At 61.2% G+C, this 14872-nt stretch carries 14 protein-coding genes; 9 read left to right on the top strand and 5 right to left on the bottom strand.

Annotated elements, in window-relative coordinates; genetic code table 11:
* Positions 1-11: 11 nt before the first annotated feature.
* Positions 12-764, bottom strand: a complete 753-nt coding sequence (locus tag FW764_RS04700) for a thioesterase II family protein (RefSeq protein WP_446432962.1) — start codon at positions 762-764, stop codon at positions 12-14.
* A gap of 298 nt (positions 765-1062) precedes the next feature.
* On the opposite strand from FW764_RS04700, the gene FW764_RS04695 reads away from it, so the two are divergent.
* Complete coding sequence (locus tag FW764_RS04695; protein WP_005789991.1) at positions 1063-1614, top strand: RNA polymerase factor sigma-70; 552 nt, start codon at positions 1063-1065, stop codon at positions 1612-1614.
* A gap of 64 nt (positions 1615-1678) precedes the next feature.
* On the opposite strand, the gene FW764_RS04690 is transcribed toward FW764_RS04695, so the two are convergent.
* Positions 1679-2467: a substrate-binding periplasmic protein gene (locus tag FW764_RS04690; protein WP_446432961.1), complete on the bottom strand. Its 789-nt coding sequence runs from the start codon at positions 2465-2467 to the stop codon at positions 1679-1681.
* 93 nt (positions 2468-2560) lie between these two features.
* A complete protein-coding gene (locus tag FW764_RS04685; protein WP_446432960.1) occupies positions 2561-3184 on the bottom strand; it encodes a TetR family transcriptional regulator in 624 nt (207 codons plus the stop codon).
* Positions 3185-3337: 153 nt separating this feature from the next.
* Between FW764_RS04685 and FW764_RS04680 the strand changes: the two genes are divergently transcribed.
* The 8 genes from FW764_RS04680 to ppnP all read left to right on the top strand — a co-directional run bounded on the left by FW764_RS04680 (position 3338) and on the right by ppnP (position 12546).
* Positions 3338-5116, top strand: coding sequence for an acyclic terpene utilization AtuA family protein (locus FW764_RS04680; RefSeq protein WP_446432959.1), 1779 nt, complete (start codon positions 3338-3340; stop codon positions 5114-5116).
* A 12-nt stretch (positions 5117-5128) separates the two neighbouring features.
* Positions 5129-6001 carry an SDR family oxidoreductase gene (locus FW764_RS04675; protein WP_446432958.1) on the top strand — a complete coding sequence of 291 codons (873 nt, stop codon included), beginning with the start codon at positions 5129-5131 and terminating at the stop codon, positions 5999-6001.
* A gap of 3 nt (positions 6002-6004) precedes the next feature.
* On the top strand, positions 6005-7621 hold the full coding sequence (atuC, locus tag FW764_RS04670) for a geranyl-CoA carboxylase subunit beta (protein ID WP_446432957.1): 1617 nt from the start codon (positions 6005-6007) through the stop codon (positions 7619-7621).
* Positions 7622-7636: 15 nt separating this feature from the next.
* Entirely contained in the window at positions 7637-8794 is a 1158-nt protein-coding gene (atuD, locus tag FW764_RS04665) for a citronellyl-CoA dehydrogenase (RefSeq protein WP_446432956.1), read from the top strand.
* Positions 8791-9552 (top strand): enoyl-CoA hydratase/isomerase family protein, encoded by a 762-nt coding sequence (locus FW764_RS04660; protein WP_446432955.1) that lies wholly within the window; start codon positions 8791-8793, stop codon positions 9550-9552. Before atuD ends, FW764_RS04660 begins: the two co-directional genes overlap by 4 nt.
* A gap of 108 nt (positions 9553-9660) precedes the next feature.
* Positions 9661-11589 carry an acetyl-CoA carboxylase biotin carboxylase subunit gene (locus FW764_RS04655; protein ID WP_446432954.1) on the top strand — a complete coding sequence of 643 codons (1929 nt, stop codon included), beginning with the start codon at positions 9661-9663 and terminating at the stop codon, positions 11587-11589.
* Between the two features lie 66 nt (positions 11590-11655).
* Positions 11656-12198 (top strand): exonuclease domain-containing protein, encoded by a 543-nt coding sequence (locus FW764_RS04650; RefSeq protein WP_446432953.1) that lies wholly within the window; start codon positions 11656-11658, stop codon positions 12196-12198.
* A gap of 63 nt (positions 12199-12261) precedes the next feature.
* Positions 12262-12546: a pyrimidine/purine nucleoside phosphorylase gene (gene ppnP, locus FW764_RS04645; RefSeq protein WP_049712179.1), complete on the top strand. Its 285-nt coding sequence runs from the start codon at positions 12262-12264 to the stop codon at positions 12544-12546.
* Between the two features lie 65 nt (positions 12547-12611).
* Here ppnP and FW764_RS04640 read toward each other — a convergent pair whose 3' ends face one another.
* Both FW764_RS04640 and FW764_RS04635 read right to left on the bottom strand, forming a co-directional pair.
* Positions 12612-13418, bottom strand: coding sequence for an MOSC domain-containing protein (locus FW764_RS04640; RefSeq protein WP_446432952.1), 807 nt, complete (start codon positions 13416-13418; stop codon positions 12612-12614).
* A 39-nt stretch (positions 13419-13457) separates the two neighbouring features.
* A complete protein-coding gene (locus tag FW764_RS04635; protein WP_446432951.1) occupies positions 13458-14393 on the bottom strand; it encodes a chemotaxis protein CheV in 936 nt (311 codons plus the stop codon).
* Between the last annotated feature and the right edge of the window lie 479 nt (positions 14394-14872).

Here is a 14872-nt window from a genome sequence, read left to right as displayed (position 1 = left end):
TTAGGGAGCGCTTAACTGGCGACCAGTGGCCGCGCGACGCCATTGCGCCAGCGCGCGAGGTGCTCCTCGGCGTAGCGCCGCAGACAGCGCAGCACGGCGCTTTCGTGCTGCACGAGGAAGAAGTGGTGGCCGTCAAACATGTCCAGGGAAAAGCCGCTGGCGGTGTCGGCCTGCCAGTCGAGTAACTGTTCGGCGCGCACGCTGTCTTGCTTGCCGCCGAACACATGGATCGGTATGCCCAGCGGCTCACGCACGCCGTAGGTGAAGCTGCCGCACAGCAGGAAATCGGCGCGCAGGATCGGCAGCATCAACTGCATCAGTTCGGGATTGGCCAGGGCTTCTTCGGCGGTGCCTTGCAGCTCTCGCAGGCGGGTGATCAGTTGTTCGTCGGTCTTTTCGATGGCGTATTCGCTGACATCACGGCGCGCCGGGCCGGCGGTACCGGAAGCAAACAACGCCAGTGGCGCAGGCACGCCGCGCTCACGTAGGGCATGGGCCAATTCGAACGCCAACAAACCGCCAAGGCTGTGGCCGAACAAGGCATAGGGGCCATTCAGCTCACGGCTGATTTCATCTGCAAGCTGCGCTGCCAAGGCCTTGATGTCGCGCTGCAACGGCTCATCCATGCGCATGCCGCGCCCGGGCAATTCCAGCGGACACACCTGCAACCAGTCCGGCAGAGCCCGGCGCCAACGCACATAAACCATGGCGCTGGCACCCGAGTAGGGCAGGCAAAATAGGCGCAGTCGCGTGGAGCCACTCATCGAAGGGCTCCAGACTGAAACACGCTGTATGCACGATACAAACCCATGTCGTCCTCCTGCGGGCGCTGGTCCTTGGCCGTTTGTTAACGGACCTGTCACCCATGAGAACGGACGGAGCGGGCAAATAATTAGTCGCCGGGAAGACGCGAGACGTCGCTCACACCTTCCAAGAAAGCATAAGATTAGTTCGCCTTCTCATTTGACAATCATTATCATTCGTCATAATTTGTTGCCCGATGTGTAGGAGGCCTCAGCAAGGACGCCCTCCCCTAACCTCTTTTGCAACAAGGTGATTTCCATGACGGAACAAGTATCCACAGGTAGGTGCGACTCACCGCTTCTCCAGGCATTCGTCGACAATCGTTTAATTCTGGTGAAGATCGCGGCACGCATTACCGGCTGCCGCTCGCGCGCCGAAGACGTCGTGCAGGACGCCTACTTCCGGCTGCAATCGGCGCCGACGATCACCTCATCGTTCAAGGCCCAACTGAGTTATCTGTTCCAGATCGTGCGCAACCTGGCGATTGATCACTACCGCAAGCAGGCCTTGGAGCTCAAGTACTCGGGGACGGAAGAGGAAGGTTTGAATGTGGTCATTCACGGCGCATCTCCGGAAACCTCTCACATCAACTTCAATACTCTGGAAAACATTGCCGACGCCCTGACGGAGCTGCCCCAGCGCACCCGCTATGCGTTCGAGATGTACCGTCTGCATGGTGTGCCGCAAAAGGACATCGCCAAGGAGCTCGGCGTGTCGCCGACCCTGGTGAACTTCATGATTCGCGATGCGCTGGTGCACTGCCGCAAGGTGTCGGGCAGCCATAGCGATACGTTTGCGCGACGGGTTTAAAAACAGCGCAATTCCAATGGGGGAGAGGCTTGCTCCTGCCCACATGTTGATCGGTACTCTGACCTCAAGACGCGGGCATCACATCAATGCGATACGGCTCGAAAATCTTCAACATCTGCCCAGTATCACGCAGGCGCTTGAGCAGCTCGGCAAACGCCGCCCCGCTAATCGGTGCCTTCGGACGCAGCAGCGCGTAGTGGTGATACACTTGGTCAATCCGCTCCGAGACTAGGAATTGCCCGGCCATGTCCGCGTTGCGCACCATGAAATCACTCAAGTACGAGCGCGTGACCAACGCGATGTCGGCACGCCCGCGCGCAACCATCAGCAGATTGCTGTCATGGGAATAGGTCAACGTGGCGTTGAAGTGTTCGGCCATGTATTTGGGGTCAGGATTGAAGTGGGCGAAGGCGTAGTGATAGCCGCTGAACACGGCCAGGCGCTTGCCTTTTAAGTCGGCGAAATAGCTTTGATCGCGACCGGTCTCACGCTGGGCGACGAAGATTTCCGCGTCTTCCAAGCCCATGTCGACGCTGGTATGGGCAATGTTCTGCCACCCCCAGTCGGGGTTTTCAAAGATAGCCATGTCGACTCGGCCTTGCTCGAAATCCCGAAACCGCCGTGGGATAGACGTTGGCACCAGCACAAACTGGTAGTCGGTTTGCGCAGCGTTCAAGGCTTCGACCAGTTGCGGCAGTAAACCAGTGTCGGCACCTTGCTCAGGGCGTACGGTGTACGGCGGAAAATGCGCGGCGCCGATCCTCACCAATTGCGCAGCCGAGGCCGGCACGCACCCTGCGATGCCCAGTGCCCATAAAGTCAATCCTGCAGCCAGCCGCCATGGCGAAAACATTGAGGCACACACCGTTTAATACTCTGATGGCAATAAGCTAGGCGTTTTTGTCAGGTGAGACAACTTTCCATCGGCAAATTAATGGCTTGCACCTCAATCGGCCTTCAGCACCATCAGCAGGGCTTCTTCGGCCAACTGCTCCAAGGTCAGGCTGCCTTGGGCGCGAAACCACGTGGTGGTCCAAGACAACGCCCCCGTGAGGAAGCGCCGGGTAATAAATACGTCGCCCCTGATGTAACCCGCGGCCTTGGCCTCACCCAGCACCTGCAACCAGATCTCCTCGTAGACATCGCGCAACGCCAGCACCTGGGCCTGGCCATCGACCGACAGTGAGCGCCATTCGTAGACCAGCACCGCCATGGCTTCACCGCTGCCGCCCATAATCGACTGCAGTTCGCAACGAATCAGGGCCAACACGCGCTCACGCACGTCTCTCGCTTCTTCAAGGGAAGCGCGCATCATCGCGGTGTTGTAGTGGATGGTTTCCTCCATCACCGCGCGTAGGATCTCGTCCTTGCTCTTGAAGTGATGAAAGATGCTGCCGGACTGAATCCCCACTGCGCTGGCCAGGTCACGCACAGTGGTGCGCTCAAAGCCCTTGTTGCGGAACAGGTGAGCTGCCGTTTGCAGCAATTTACCCCGAGCACTGTCAGGGTCGGTCAATTGGCCGGCATCGACCATGGTGCGCATCACCCGTAGGGCTTTTTGCTCATCCATGCCTCTCTCCTTCACGTGTGCTGACATCTTGGGCGGCAATTTAGGCCGTGGCCGCCAGCCAAGCAAGCGCTTGGGCAAAACTTATGCGCCCAGTTTACAAACCAAGCGCTTGCTTGGTAGTCTCGACACCAGCCATTCGAGGAAGGATTTCTCATGAGCAAGACGGTTCGTATCGGCTGCGCCAGCGCCTTCTGGGGTGATACCTGCACCGCCGCCGCCCAATTGGTGCACGGCGGCGCGCTGGATTACCTGGTGTTCGACTATTTGGCGGAAGTCACGATGTCGATCCTCGCCGGTGCGCGGTTGAAAGATCCCCAGGCCGGCTACGCCACCGATTTTGTCGAGGTGCTCACACCGCTGCTGGCCAATATCCAACGTCAGGGCATTCGGGTGATCAGCAATGCGGGGGGCATTAACCCTCAGGCCTGCGCTGCCGCCCTGCAAGCGGCCTGCGACAAGGCTCAGACCCCGCTGAAAATCGCCGTACTGCTGGGCGACGACCTGCAACCGCAGCTCAAACACCTGCACGGCGTCACCGACATGTTCAACGGCGCGCCGCTGCCGCCGATGTGCGTATCTGCCAACGCCTACCTCGGCGCGCCGGGCATTACCGCCGCGCTGGAACTGGGCGCGGACATCGTCATCACCGGCCGCGTGGTCGACAGCGCGGTGGTCAGCGCTGCACTGGTGCACGAATTCAACTGGTCGTGGCAGGACTACGACCGCCTAGCCCAAGCCGCACTGGCCGGGCATATCATCGAGTGCGGCGCGCAGTGCACCGGCGGCAACTTCACCGACTGGCGCGACGTGCCGGACTACGAACACATCGGGTTTCCCATCGTTGAGGTCAGCGCCGACGGCCAGTTCACCGTCAACAAGGTCGACGACAGCGGCGGGCTGATCAGCGAACTCAGCGTGGCCGAGCAACTGCTGTATGAAATCGGTGACCCGCGCGCCTATCTGCTGCCAGACGTGATCTGCGATTTCAGCCAGGTCAAATTGCAGCAGCAAGGCAAACACAGCGTGCGCCTGCACGGGGCCAAGGGCTTGCCACCGACCGATCAATACAAGGTCAGCGCCACCTACCCGGACGGTTTTCGATGCACCGCCAGCTGCCTGATCGCCGGGATCGACGCGGTGGCCAAGGCCGAGCGGGTCAGCCAGGCGATCATCAACAAGACCTCGGAACTGTTCAGCCAACGCGGCTGGGCGCCTTACACCGAGGTGAACATCGAATTGCTCGGCAGCGAAGCCACTTACGGCGCCCACGCCCAGCGCCAGGATTGCCGCGAAGTGGTGGTAAAACTCGCGGTGCGACACCCGAGCAAACAGGCCCTGGTGTTGTTCGCCCGCGAGATCGCCCAGGCAGCGACCGGCATGGCGCCCGGCTTGACCGGGATCGTCGGCGGGCGGCCGACGGTGTATCCGCTGATTCGGCTGTTTTCGATGCTCATCGATAAATCCTCCTGCGCGCTGGTGATCGACTTCCAAGGCCAGCGCCACGCCGTTGAACTACCCGTCTCTGCCCCACTCGTCACCCCGGCCGCATCGATCGACCCACCCAAGCCCCAAGGCCGTGCCGACGCCAGTGTGCCGCTGGTGAAACTGGCCGTGGCGCGCTCCGGCGACAAAGGCAACCACAGCAATATCGGCGTGATCGCGCGCCATCCCGACTACCTGCCGTGGATCGCCGAAGTGCTCACACCGCAAGTCATCGTCGACTGGATGAACCACGTACTCGCCCCCCTCCACGGCCGTGTCGAGCGCTGGTACTTGCCCGGCAGCCACAGCCTGAATTTCTTGCTGGAAAACGCTTTAGGCGGCGGCGGCATTGCCAGCCTGCGCATCGACCCGCAGGGCAAAGCCTTCGCCCAGCAACTGCTGGAAATCCCCATCGCCGTGCCGCAATACATCGCCGATCAATTCAAATAAAGGAGCGTTGCCGTGGCCTTCGCCTCAATCTTCAAAGCCGACCTGTTCCAAGGGCAAACCGTGATCGTCACTGGCGGCGGCAGTGGCATTGGCCGCTGCACCGCTCATGAGCTGGCGGCACTCGGCGCCCACGTGATCCTGGTGGGGCGCAAGCCGGAAAAACTGCAAGCGGTGGTGGAGGAAATTGCCGAAGACGGCGGCACGGCCCATTGGCAGGCCTGCGATATTCGCGATGAAGAGGCGGTGAAGGCGCTGGTGGCACAGGTCATTCACGCCCACGGGCCGATTCACGGGCTGGTGAATAACGCGGGCGGCCAATACCCGTCGCCCCTGGCTTCGATCAATCAAAAAGGCTTTGAAACCGTGCTGCGCACCAACCTGGTCGGCGGTTTCCTGGTGGCGCGGGAAGTGTTCAACCAGTCGATGAGCAAGCACGGTGGCGCGATCGTCAACATGCTCGCCGACATGTGGGGCGGCATGCCCGGCATGGGTCACTCGGGCGCGGCGCGCTCAGGGATGGACAACTTCACCAAGACCGCCGCCTTCGAATGGGGTTACGCCGGGGTGCGCGTAAACGCCGTGGCGCCGGGCTGGATTGCCTCCAGCGGCATGGACACCTACGAAGGCGCGTTCAAGGCGGTGATCCCGACCCTGCGCGAACACGTGCCGCTCAAGCGTATCGGCACCGAGTCGGAAGTCAGCGCGGCCATCGTGTTCCTGCTCAGCCCCGCCGCCGCGTTCATCAGCGGCAGCACCTTGCGCATCGATGGCGCCGCCAGCCTGGGCAGCCGCGCCTGGCCGTTACCCAAGGCGCAGCCGTCGAGTGAGCCCTTCAATGGTTTCCACCGCGCCTACCTGCCGGATGTACTCAAGGTGGAGCAATAGAGCATGCCGGTAATTGAAAGCTTGATCGACGCCCACAGCCCGCAGTTCGCGCAAAACCGCGAAGCCATGCTGGCCGCCATCACGCAGTTGCGCCAGTTGGAACACACCCTGTTGAGCAAGGCCCAGCAAGCCAAAACCAAATTCGACAAGCGCGGCCAACTGCTGCCCCGCGAGCGCCTAAACCTGCTGCTAGACCCCGGCGCGCCGTTCCTGGAACTGGCCAGCCTGGCCGGCTACAAACTCCACGACGACAAAGACGGCAGCGCGGCCGGCGGCGGCTTGATTGCCGGCATCGGCTACGTCAGCGGCGTGCGCATGTTGGTGGTGGCCAATAACAGCGCAATCAAGGGCGGCACCATTTCCCCCGCAGGGCTGAAAAAATCCCTGCGCCTGCAACAGATCGCCATGGAAAACAAACTGCCGGTGGTGACCCTCGCCGAAAGCGGCGGCGCCAACCTCAACTATGCCGCCGAGATTTTCGTCGAAGGCGCGCGCAGCTTTGCCAATCAGGCGCGCATGTCGGCCATGGGCTTGCCGCAGATCACCGTGGTGCACGGCTCGGCCACGGCGGGCGGTGCGTATCAGCCGGGGCTATCGGACTACGTGGTGGTGGTGCGCGGCAAGGCCAAGCTGTTCCTCGCCGGACCGCCGCTGCTCAAGGCCGCCACCGGCGAAGTGGCGACGGATGAGGCATTGGGCGGCGCCGAGATGCACGCGCAAACCGCCGGCACGGCCGAATACCTGGCCGAAAACGATGCCGACGGCGTGCGCATCGTGCGCGAAATTGTCAGCCTGTTGCCTTGGGACGATCGCCTGCCAATTGCGCTCGAACGCAATTACAAGGAGCCGCTGTATCCCATCGAAGACTTGCTGGGGCTGATCCCCGACGACCCGAAAAAACCCTACGACGTACGCGAAATCCTCGCGCGCCTGGCGGACGGTTCCTACTTCCTCGAATTCAAGGGCGAGTTCGATACCCACACCGTCTGCGGCCATTTGCATATTCAAGGCCGCGCCGTTGGCGTGATCGGCAATAACGGACCAATCACGCCCAAAGGCGCAAGCAAGGCCGCGCAGTTTATCCAGCTCTGCGACCAGAGCCGCACGCCGCTGCTGTTCTTGCACAACACCACTGGTTTTATGGTGGGCACCGAGTCAGAGCAGCAAGGTGTGATCAAGCACGGCGCGAAGATGATCCAGGCGGTGGCTAACGCGCGGGTGCCTAAACTCACGGTGGTGGTCGGCGGCTCTTACGGCGCCGGTAACTATGCAATGTGCGGCCGGGGTTTGGACCCACGGTTTATCTTCGCCTGGCCCAACAGCCGTACGGCAGTGATGGGCGGCGCGCAAGCGGGCAAGGTGCTGCGCATCGTCACCGAGGCCAAGCAACTCAAGGATGGTTTAGTGCCCGATCCCAAGGTGCTCGACATGCTCGAACAGGTCACCGCGCAGAAGCTCGACAGCCAGTCCACCGCGCTCTATGGCAGCGCGAATCTGTGGGACGACGGGCTGATCGATCCACGCGATACCCGCACTTTGCTGGGATATCTACTGGATATCTGCCACGAAGCCGAGGTACGGCAGTTACAAACCAACAGCTTTGGCGTGGCTCGTTTCTAAAGGAGAACAACAAAAATGATCTTCACCCAGGAACATCAGGAACTGCGCCGCACCGTCCGCGCCTTCGTCGACCGCGAGATCAACCCGTATGTGGATGAATGGGAAAAAGCCGGGCGCTTTCCCATCCACGCCATTTTCCGCAAGGCCGGCGACCTCGGCCTACTGGGGATTTCCAAACCGGAAAAATTCGGCGGCATGGGCCTGGACTACAGCTACTCCATCGTCGCGGCCGAAGAGTTCGGCACCATCCGCTGCGGCGGCATCCCGATGTCCATCGGCGTGCAGACCGACATGTGCACCCCCGCCCTCGCCCGCTTCGGCTCCGATGAACTGCGCGACGAGTTCCTGCGCCCGGCCATCAGCGGCGAGCAAGTGGGTTGCATCGGCGTTTCGGAAACCGGCGCCGGCTCCGACGTGGCTGGGCTGAAAACCCATGCACGCAAGGACGGCGACGACTACGTGATCAACGGCAGCAAAATGTGGATCACCAACTCGCCCAGCGCCGACTTTATCTGCCTGCTGGCCAACACCTCGGACGACAAGCCGCACATCAACAAATCGCTGATCATAGTGCCGATGAACACGCCGGGCATCAGCGTCAGCCCGCCCCTGGAAAAACTCGGCATGCACAGCTCCGAGACCGCCCAGGTGTTCTTCGACGGCGTGCGCGTGCCGCAGCGCAACCGTATCGGCCACGAAGGCGCGGGCTTCATGATGCAAATGCTGCAGTTCCAGGAGGAGCGCCTGTTTGGCGCGGCCAACATGATCAAGGGCCTGGAGTACTGCATCGACAGCACCATCGACTACTGCAAGGAGCGCCAGACCTTCGGCAAGGCGCTGATCGACAATCAGGTCATCCACTTTCGCCTGGCAGAATTGGCCACCGAAATCGAATGCCTGCGCGCGCTGGTCTACCAAGCCACCGAGCAATATATCAAAGGCCAGGACGTGACCCGCCTGGCCTCCATGGCCAAGCTCAAGGCCGGGCGCCTGGGCCGCGAAGTCAGCGACAGTTGCCTGCAATACTGGGGCGGCATGGGCTTTATGTGGGACAACCCAGTGGCCCGTGCCTATCGTGACGTGCGCCTGGTGTCGATTGGCGGCGGCGCCGACGAAATCATGCTGGGCATCATTTGCAAATTGATGGGCACCTTGCCAGGGAAAAAATCATGAACACCCTGCTGCTCGAACCGCATAACGGCGTGCTGCACATCAGCCTCAACCGCCCGGCGCACCGCAATGCCATGAGTTTGGAGATGGTCAACGAACTGCGTGCGGTGTTGGCGCAGCTCGACAGCCAGGTGCGCGCACTGGTGATCAGCGGCGCGGGCGGGCATTTCTGCGCGGGGGCGGATGTGAAGGACATGGTGATGGCCGGCGACCAATTGCAGGCCTTGAACCGTGCATTTGGCACCTTGCTGCAAGAAGTCGAAGCGGTGCCGCAAGTGGTGATTGTGGTGCTGCAAGGCGCGGTGCTGGGCGGCGGGTTCGGGCTGGCCTGTGTGAGCGACATTGCGATTGCCGACCATAAGGCCCAGTTCGGCCTGCCGGAGACCAGCCTGGGCTTGCTGCCCGCGCAGATTGCGCCGTTTGTGGTCAAGCGGATCGGCTTGACCCAAGCGCGGCGACTGGCACTCACGGCGGCGCGCTTTGATGGGCTTGAAGCGCAGCGCTTGGGCGTGGTGCATTTTGCTGAGAGCGACGCGCAGGCATTGGCGGAGCGTCTGGATGAGGTGTTGGGGCAAGTGCTGCAGTGTGCGCCGGGGGCGAATGGGCGGACCAAAGCCCTGTTGCTCGCCAGCACCGATGAGCCGCTTGAGGCGGTATTGGACCGCGGGGCGCAGTGGTTTGCCGAGGCGGTGAGGAGTGAAGAAGGGATTGAGGGGACTCAAGCCTTTGTGCAAAAGCGCAAGCCTAGGTGGTGCAAATGACGCCATCGCAGACAAGCCAGCGCCCCCAGTTGGAACGCCGTTCAAGGTGGGCGCTGGCTTGCCTGCGATGGGGCCAGAACCAACACCCGATTACCCAGGGATAAACCCATGTCAGCATTCAGCAAAGTCCTGATCGCCAACCGCGGCGAAATCGCCTGCCGTATCCAACGCACCGCCCAAGCCCTGGGCTACCGCACCGTCGCGGTCTACAGCGATGCCGACGCCCAGGCCCTGCATGTGCAGATGGCCGACGAAGCCGTGAATATCGGCCCGGCTCCGGTTAACCAGTCATACCTGAACATCACGGCCATCCTTGATGCAGCCCAACGCACAGGTGCCGACGCCGTGCACCCCGGCTACGGCTTTCTCTCCGAAAACGCCGCATTCGCCAACGCCTGCCTGAACGCCGGGCTCACCTTCATCGGGCCCAGCGTGCAAGCCATCGAACTGATGGGCAGCAAACGCCGCTCCAAACTCGCCATGATCGAGGCGGGTGTGCCCTGCATCGCCGGTTACCAAGGCCACCAGCAAGACGATGCGACGTTGCAACAAGAAGCCCAGCGTATCGGCTACCCCGTAATGATCAAAGCCAGTGCTGGCGGCGGCGGGCGCGGCATGCGCCTGGTGCATGACAGCAGCCAACTGCTCGACCAGTTGCGCATCGCCCGCTCCGAAGCCCTGAACGCGTTCGGCAGCGACGAACTGATCCTCGAACAAGCCTTGATCGAGCCGCGCCACGTTGAAATCCAAGTGTTCGGCGACAGCCACGGCCACCTCATTTACCTGGGTGAACGCGACTGTTCGATCCAGCGCCGCCATCAAAAAATCATCGAAGAAGCGCCCTGCCCCGTCATGACACCCGAGTTGCGCCAGGCCATGGGCGAAGCCGCGCTCAAGGCCGGGCGTGCCGTTAACTACGTGGGCGCCGGCACCGTGGAGTTCCTGCTCGACCGCAACGGCCACTTCTACTTCCTGGAAATGAACACGCGCCTGCAAGTGGAGCACCCGGTCACTGAGCTGATCACCGGCCTCGATCTGGTGGAGTGGCAGCTGAACATAGCCGCCGGTGAGCCGCTGCCACTCAAACAGGCCGACGTGACCCTGAACGGCCACGCCATGGAAGTACGCCTATATGCCGAAGACCCCGCGCAAGGCTTCCTGCCGCAAACCGGTGACGTACTGCGTTGGGAGCCAGCCGTCGGTGGGCGGATTGACCACGGCCTACTCGAAGGCCAACGCATCAGCCCGTTCTATGACGCCATGCTCGGTAAGATCATCGCCCATGGCGCCACGCGCGAAGAGGCTCGGCGCAAAGTGTTACGGGCCGTCGAGGACACGCTGCTGCTGGGCGTAACCACCAATCAAACGCTACTGATTGAGCTGCTCAAGCACCCGGACTTTGTCGCTGGCGATTTCAGCACCGGGTTTATCGCCGAGCACTTCAACCAGATCACCTGCCATGCCCCGACACATGAACAGATCGCCTTGGCCGCTGCGCTGTTTTATCAACACAGCGCCGATGCGCACCGCCAAGGTCTGGTGGGCTGGCGCAACAACCCCAGCGTGCCGTGGGCGTATCGCCTGGAGATTAACGAGCAGGTCCACGGCATCGTCGTCAGCGCACTGGAGGGCAACCGACTGCAGGCCAATGGCATCGACATCAGCAACCTCAGCACCGATGGCCGCCAGGCCACGCTGGTAATCAACGGCATCCGTCGCCGCGTTGCCTACCACCTCGACGATACCCAGCTTTGGCTGCCCGGTATGAAGGTGATCAACCGCACGCAGCAAGTCGCCAGCCGCCAGACCGACGCCGGTAGCGGCACCGTCAAGGCCCCGATGGACGGCGCCATTGTCGAGGTATGCGTAAGCGCCGGTGAGACGGTCACCCAAGGCCAACTGTTGCTGGTGCTCGAGGCGATGAAAATGGAGCATCCACTGACCGCCGGTATCGATGGTGTGATCAAGGGCGTGCAGGTGATGGCGGGCGATCAGGTGCGCAATCGCCAGGTTTTGCTGGAGATCGAAAAGCCCTAGGCGGAACTACAAGGCTTGGCTACGCTCTATCCCCATCTGGAAGGGAAGAGCATGGGAACCTGCACGATGCCTCATTGGCTGATTATTGACCTTGAAGCCACAACGGATGAAGGCGGCTGGCCCGTGACGGAGATGGAAGTCATCGAGATCGGCGCGAGCCTGGTAAATCGCCAGGGCCGTGAGCTGGATCACTTCCAGCGCTTTGTGCGGCCGCTGCGTCGGCCACTGCTGACGCCCTTCTGTCGCCAACTCACGCATATCACCCAGGCCAACATCGACGGTGCTGCACCGATGACCGATGTGTGGCCGCTGTTCGAACGCTGGCTGGGCCAGCATCACACGCGCCTGGAAGGCTGGGCCAGCTGGGGCGACTACGATCGCAAGCAGCTTGAACTGGAATGGCAACGCCACGGCCTGGCCAGCGCGCTCGCGCAAACGCCGCATGTGAACCTCAAGCAGCGCTTCGCCAAGGCTCGGCGCCTGGATAAGCCGTTAGGGCTCAACGGCGCCCTGCAATTGGCGGGGATGCAGTTCAACGGCCAGCAACACCGGGCGCTGGAGGATGCACGCAACACCGCACGCCTGCTGCCGTTGATTTTGCCGGTCTAGGCAGCTCCTCTGGCCTTGGGCATACTGGCCTACCTTTTCAGACCCTTTTCCGAGGATTCACCCATGTTTAAAGTCAACGAATACTTCGACGGCACCGTCAAGTCGATCGCTTTCGGCACCGCTGAAGGTCCGGCGACCATCGGCGTGATGGCTCCGGGTGAATACGAGTTCGGTACCGCCCAACGTGAAATCATGCACGTAGTGTCCGGCGCCCTGACCGTCAAGCTGCCTGATGCCAACGACTGGGAAACCTTCGCCGCCGGCAGCCAGTTCAACGTACCGGCCAACAGCAAGTTCCAGCTGAAGGTCGCCGTAGATACCGCTTACCTGTGCGAATACCGCGGCTAAGCGTTCGTCCGGTGAAAAAAAATGCCCGTCTCGCAGGAGACGGGCATTTTTTATGGCGCAAGTATCTATTCGAGGATGGTCACCGGCATGCCCACTTCCAGATGCCCCGGACTATCGTTGACCAGGTTCTGGCCGAACATCACATCGCCGTCCTGCTCGCGGTAGGTCTTGAGGGTGGTCAACGGTTCCCGGTCAGCGCTGCGTTCGCCGCTGGCAGGGTCGATGGTGGTGAGGATACAACGTGAACAGGACTTGACCACGCGAAACTCCACATCGCCAATGCGCAAGCGCTTCCACCCATCTTCGGCAAACGCCTCGCTGCCTTCGATCACAAGGTTGGGGCGAAAACGCAGCATTTCCATGGGGCGGCCGACACGCTGGGACAGGTCGTCCAACGAGGCCTGTCCGATCAGCAGCAGCGGGAATCCGTCGGCGAACCCGACTTTATCATCGTCCCTGCCGTAGCCATCTTGAGTGGTGCGTGCACGTTCCACCGGCACCTGCACCAGCCGCGTGGGCTTGCCGATAAAACTGCTGACCCAGGCCGCTGCCGCATCGCCCGCATCCGGCACGCGCAAGGTGTCGCGCCAAAGGGTCACGCCGCGCAACTGCGCCGTGCTGCCGGGCAACGCCACGTCCAACGGCGCGTAGCCAGGCGAGTTCAGGGTCAGGCCGCCGCTGCTGTTCCACAGCGCCGACAGTTGGCTCATCTTCGCCACGGCCCGTTGCGTGAGAAAGCGCCCAGTGGCTTCATCCACCAGCATCCAGCGTCGATCCCCCTCCAACCCGAGTTTATCCAGACCGCTCTGCGGCAAGGCTTCGGCCTTGCCGGACTTCAAGGGGTAACGGTACAACGCGCTGAGACGAAGCATGAGCCTGCTTTCCTGAGGGGCAAAGCCGTTACCCTAAGGTCAACTGGGCACTTCGTCCAGCATCAAGCGTTGACGCACCACATCCACCAGCTTGTCGGGCTGGAATTTGGACAGGAAATTATCGCAACCGACCTTCTTCACCATCGATTCATTGAAGCTGCCTGACAGCGAGGTGTGCAGCACCACATACAAGCTACGCAGACGTGGGTCGTTGCGAATCTCGGTGGTCAGGCGGTAGCCATCCATCTCGGGCATTTCGGCGTCGGTGAAGATCATCAGCAGTTTATCGGTCATCACCTGGCCACTGTCGGCCCATGCCTTGAGCATGTTCAGCGCCTTAAGGCCGTCACTGGCGATGTGCATTTTCACGCCGAGCTGCCCGAGGGTGTCGCGCAGTTGCGACAAGGCTACGTTGGAGTCATCCACCAGCAGCACTTCGCGACCACGGGCGCGTTCCAGTACCGGGTCTTCGAGTTTCTCGCGGGAGACCTTGGCGTTGTACGGCACGATTTCGGCGAGGACTTTCTCCACGTCAATGATTTCCACCAACTGGTCATCGACTTTGCTGATGGCCGTGAGGTAATGCTGGCGCCCAGCGCTGGCCGGCGGCGGCAGGATAGCCTCCCAATTCATGTTAACGATGCGGTCCACGCCGCCCACTAGAAACGCCTGCACCGAACGGTTGTATTCGGTGACGATAATGGTGCTGTTGGGCCCCGGCACGAGCGGGCGCATGCCAATAGCCTGGGACAAGTCGATCACCGGCAAGGTCTGGCCACGCAGGTTGACCACGCCGCACACAAACGGGTGGCGCTGGGGCATCAGGGTCAGCTTGGGCAGTTGCAACACTTCCTGCACCTTGAACACGTTGATCGCGAACAGCTGCCGTCCGGCCAGGCGGAACATAAGAATCTCCAGGCGATTCTCACCCACCAGTTGCGTGCGTTGATCTACCGTGTCGAGAATGCCGGCCATTAAAAGCTCCTGATATGGGATTGTGCTGCTCACTTAGGTTAGTTATCGGCGGCAAACGCCAGACCTTGACCCCCGTAAAATGCCACGTAAATTCATTGATGTCACACTGACATCATGCTTTACTGCATCGGCCTCTCCAAACGGCATTACAGCAACGACGCGCGACATTCAAATCGACGCGGGGTTCCGCTGCGTAAGGGATTCCCCTAGGTACAATCAGGCCCAACCTGATATTCGCGATATCTAATAGCCATTAATGTGACGCCATTCTCATTGCATGAATGGAGTCAGGCTTTTGTTTGCCATCCCAAGCCCTCGGTCCACGAGTTTTCCAGAGACTCACGTGGCGGCAAATGAAGTTGTGCAATCTCCCCGAATAATGCGGGACTTGCGCGGCATTTGTAATCATTCAAGTATCGGTCCTACTGAAATTTCAGAATGGGGCTACAGATTCCAGTCATATTTCAGCGGTAGTTTGA

The sequence above is a fragment of the Pseudomonas sp. 1152_12 genome, assembly GCF_052850675.1.
Note: the sequence above shows the minus strand (reverse complement) of the source record. Positions and strands in the feature narration are given on the sequence as shown.

Coding starts and splice junctions, on each gene's coding strand:
- atuD (WP_446432956.1), top strand. CDS start 7,637: ATGATCTTCACCCAGGAACATCAGGAACTGCGCCGCACCGTCCGCGCC.
- FW764_RS04635 (WP_446432951.1), bottom strand. CDS start 14,393: ATGGCCGGCATTCTCGACACGGTAGATCAACGCACGCAACTGGTGGGT.
- FW764_RS04685 (WP_446432960.1), bottom strand. CDS start 3,184: ATGGATGAGCAAAAAGCCCTACGGGTGATGCGCACCATGGTCGATGCC.
- FW764_RS04655 (WP_446432954.1), top strand. CDS start 9,661: ATGTCAGCATTCAGCAAAGTCCTGATCGCCAACCGCGGCGAAATCGCC.
- FW764_RS04680 (WP_446432959.1), top strand. CDS start 3,338: ATGAGCAAGACGGTTCGTATCGGCTGCGCCAGCGCCTTCTGGGGTGAT.
- FW764_RS04695 (WP_005789991.1), top strand. CDS start 1,063: ATGACGGAACAAGTATCCACAGGTAGGTGCGACTCACCGCTTCTCCAG.
- FW764_RS04640 (WP_446432952.1), bottom strand. CDS start 13,418: ATGCTTCGTCTCAGCGCGTTGTACCGTTACCCCTTGAAGTCCGGCAAG.
- atuC (WP_446432957.1), top strand. CDS start 6,005: ATGCCGGTAATTGAAAGCTTGATCGACGCCCACAGCCCGCAGTTCGCG.
- FW764_RS04690 (WP_446432961.1), bottom strand. CDS start 2,467: ATGTTTTCGCCATGGCGGCTGGCTGCAGGATTGACTTTATGGGCACTG.
- ppnP (WP_049712179.1), top strand. CDS start 12,262: ATGTTTAAAGTCAACGAATACTTCGACGGCACCGTCAAGTCGATCGCT.
- FW764_RS04660 (WP_446432955.1), top strand. CDS start 8,791: ATGAACACCCTGCTGCTCGAACCGCATAACGGCGTGCTGCACATCAGC.
- FW764_RS04700 (WP_446432962.1), bottom strand. CDS start 764: ATGAGTGGCTCCACGCGACTGCGCCTATTTTGCCTGCCCTACTCGGGT.
- FW764_RS04650 (WP_446432953.1), top strand. CDS start 11,656: ATGCCTCATTGGCTGATTATTGACCTTGAAGCCACAACGGATGAAGGC.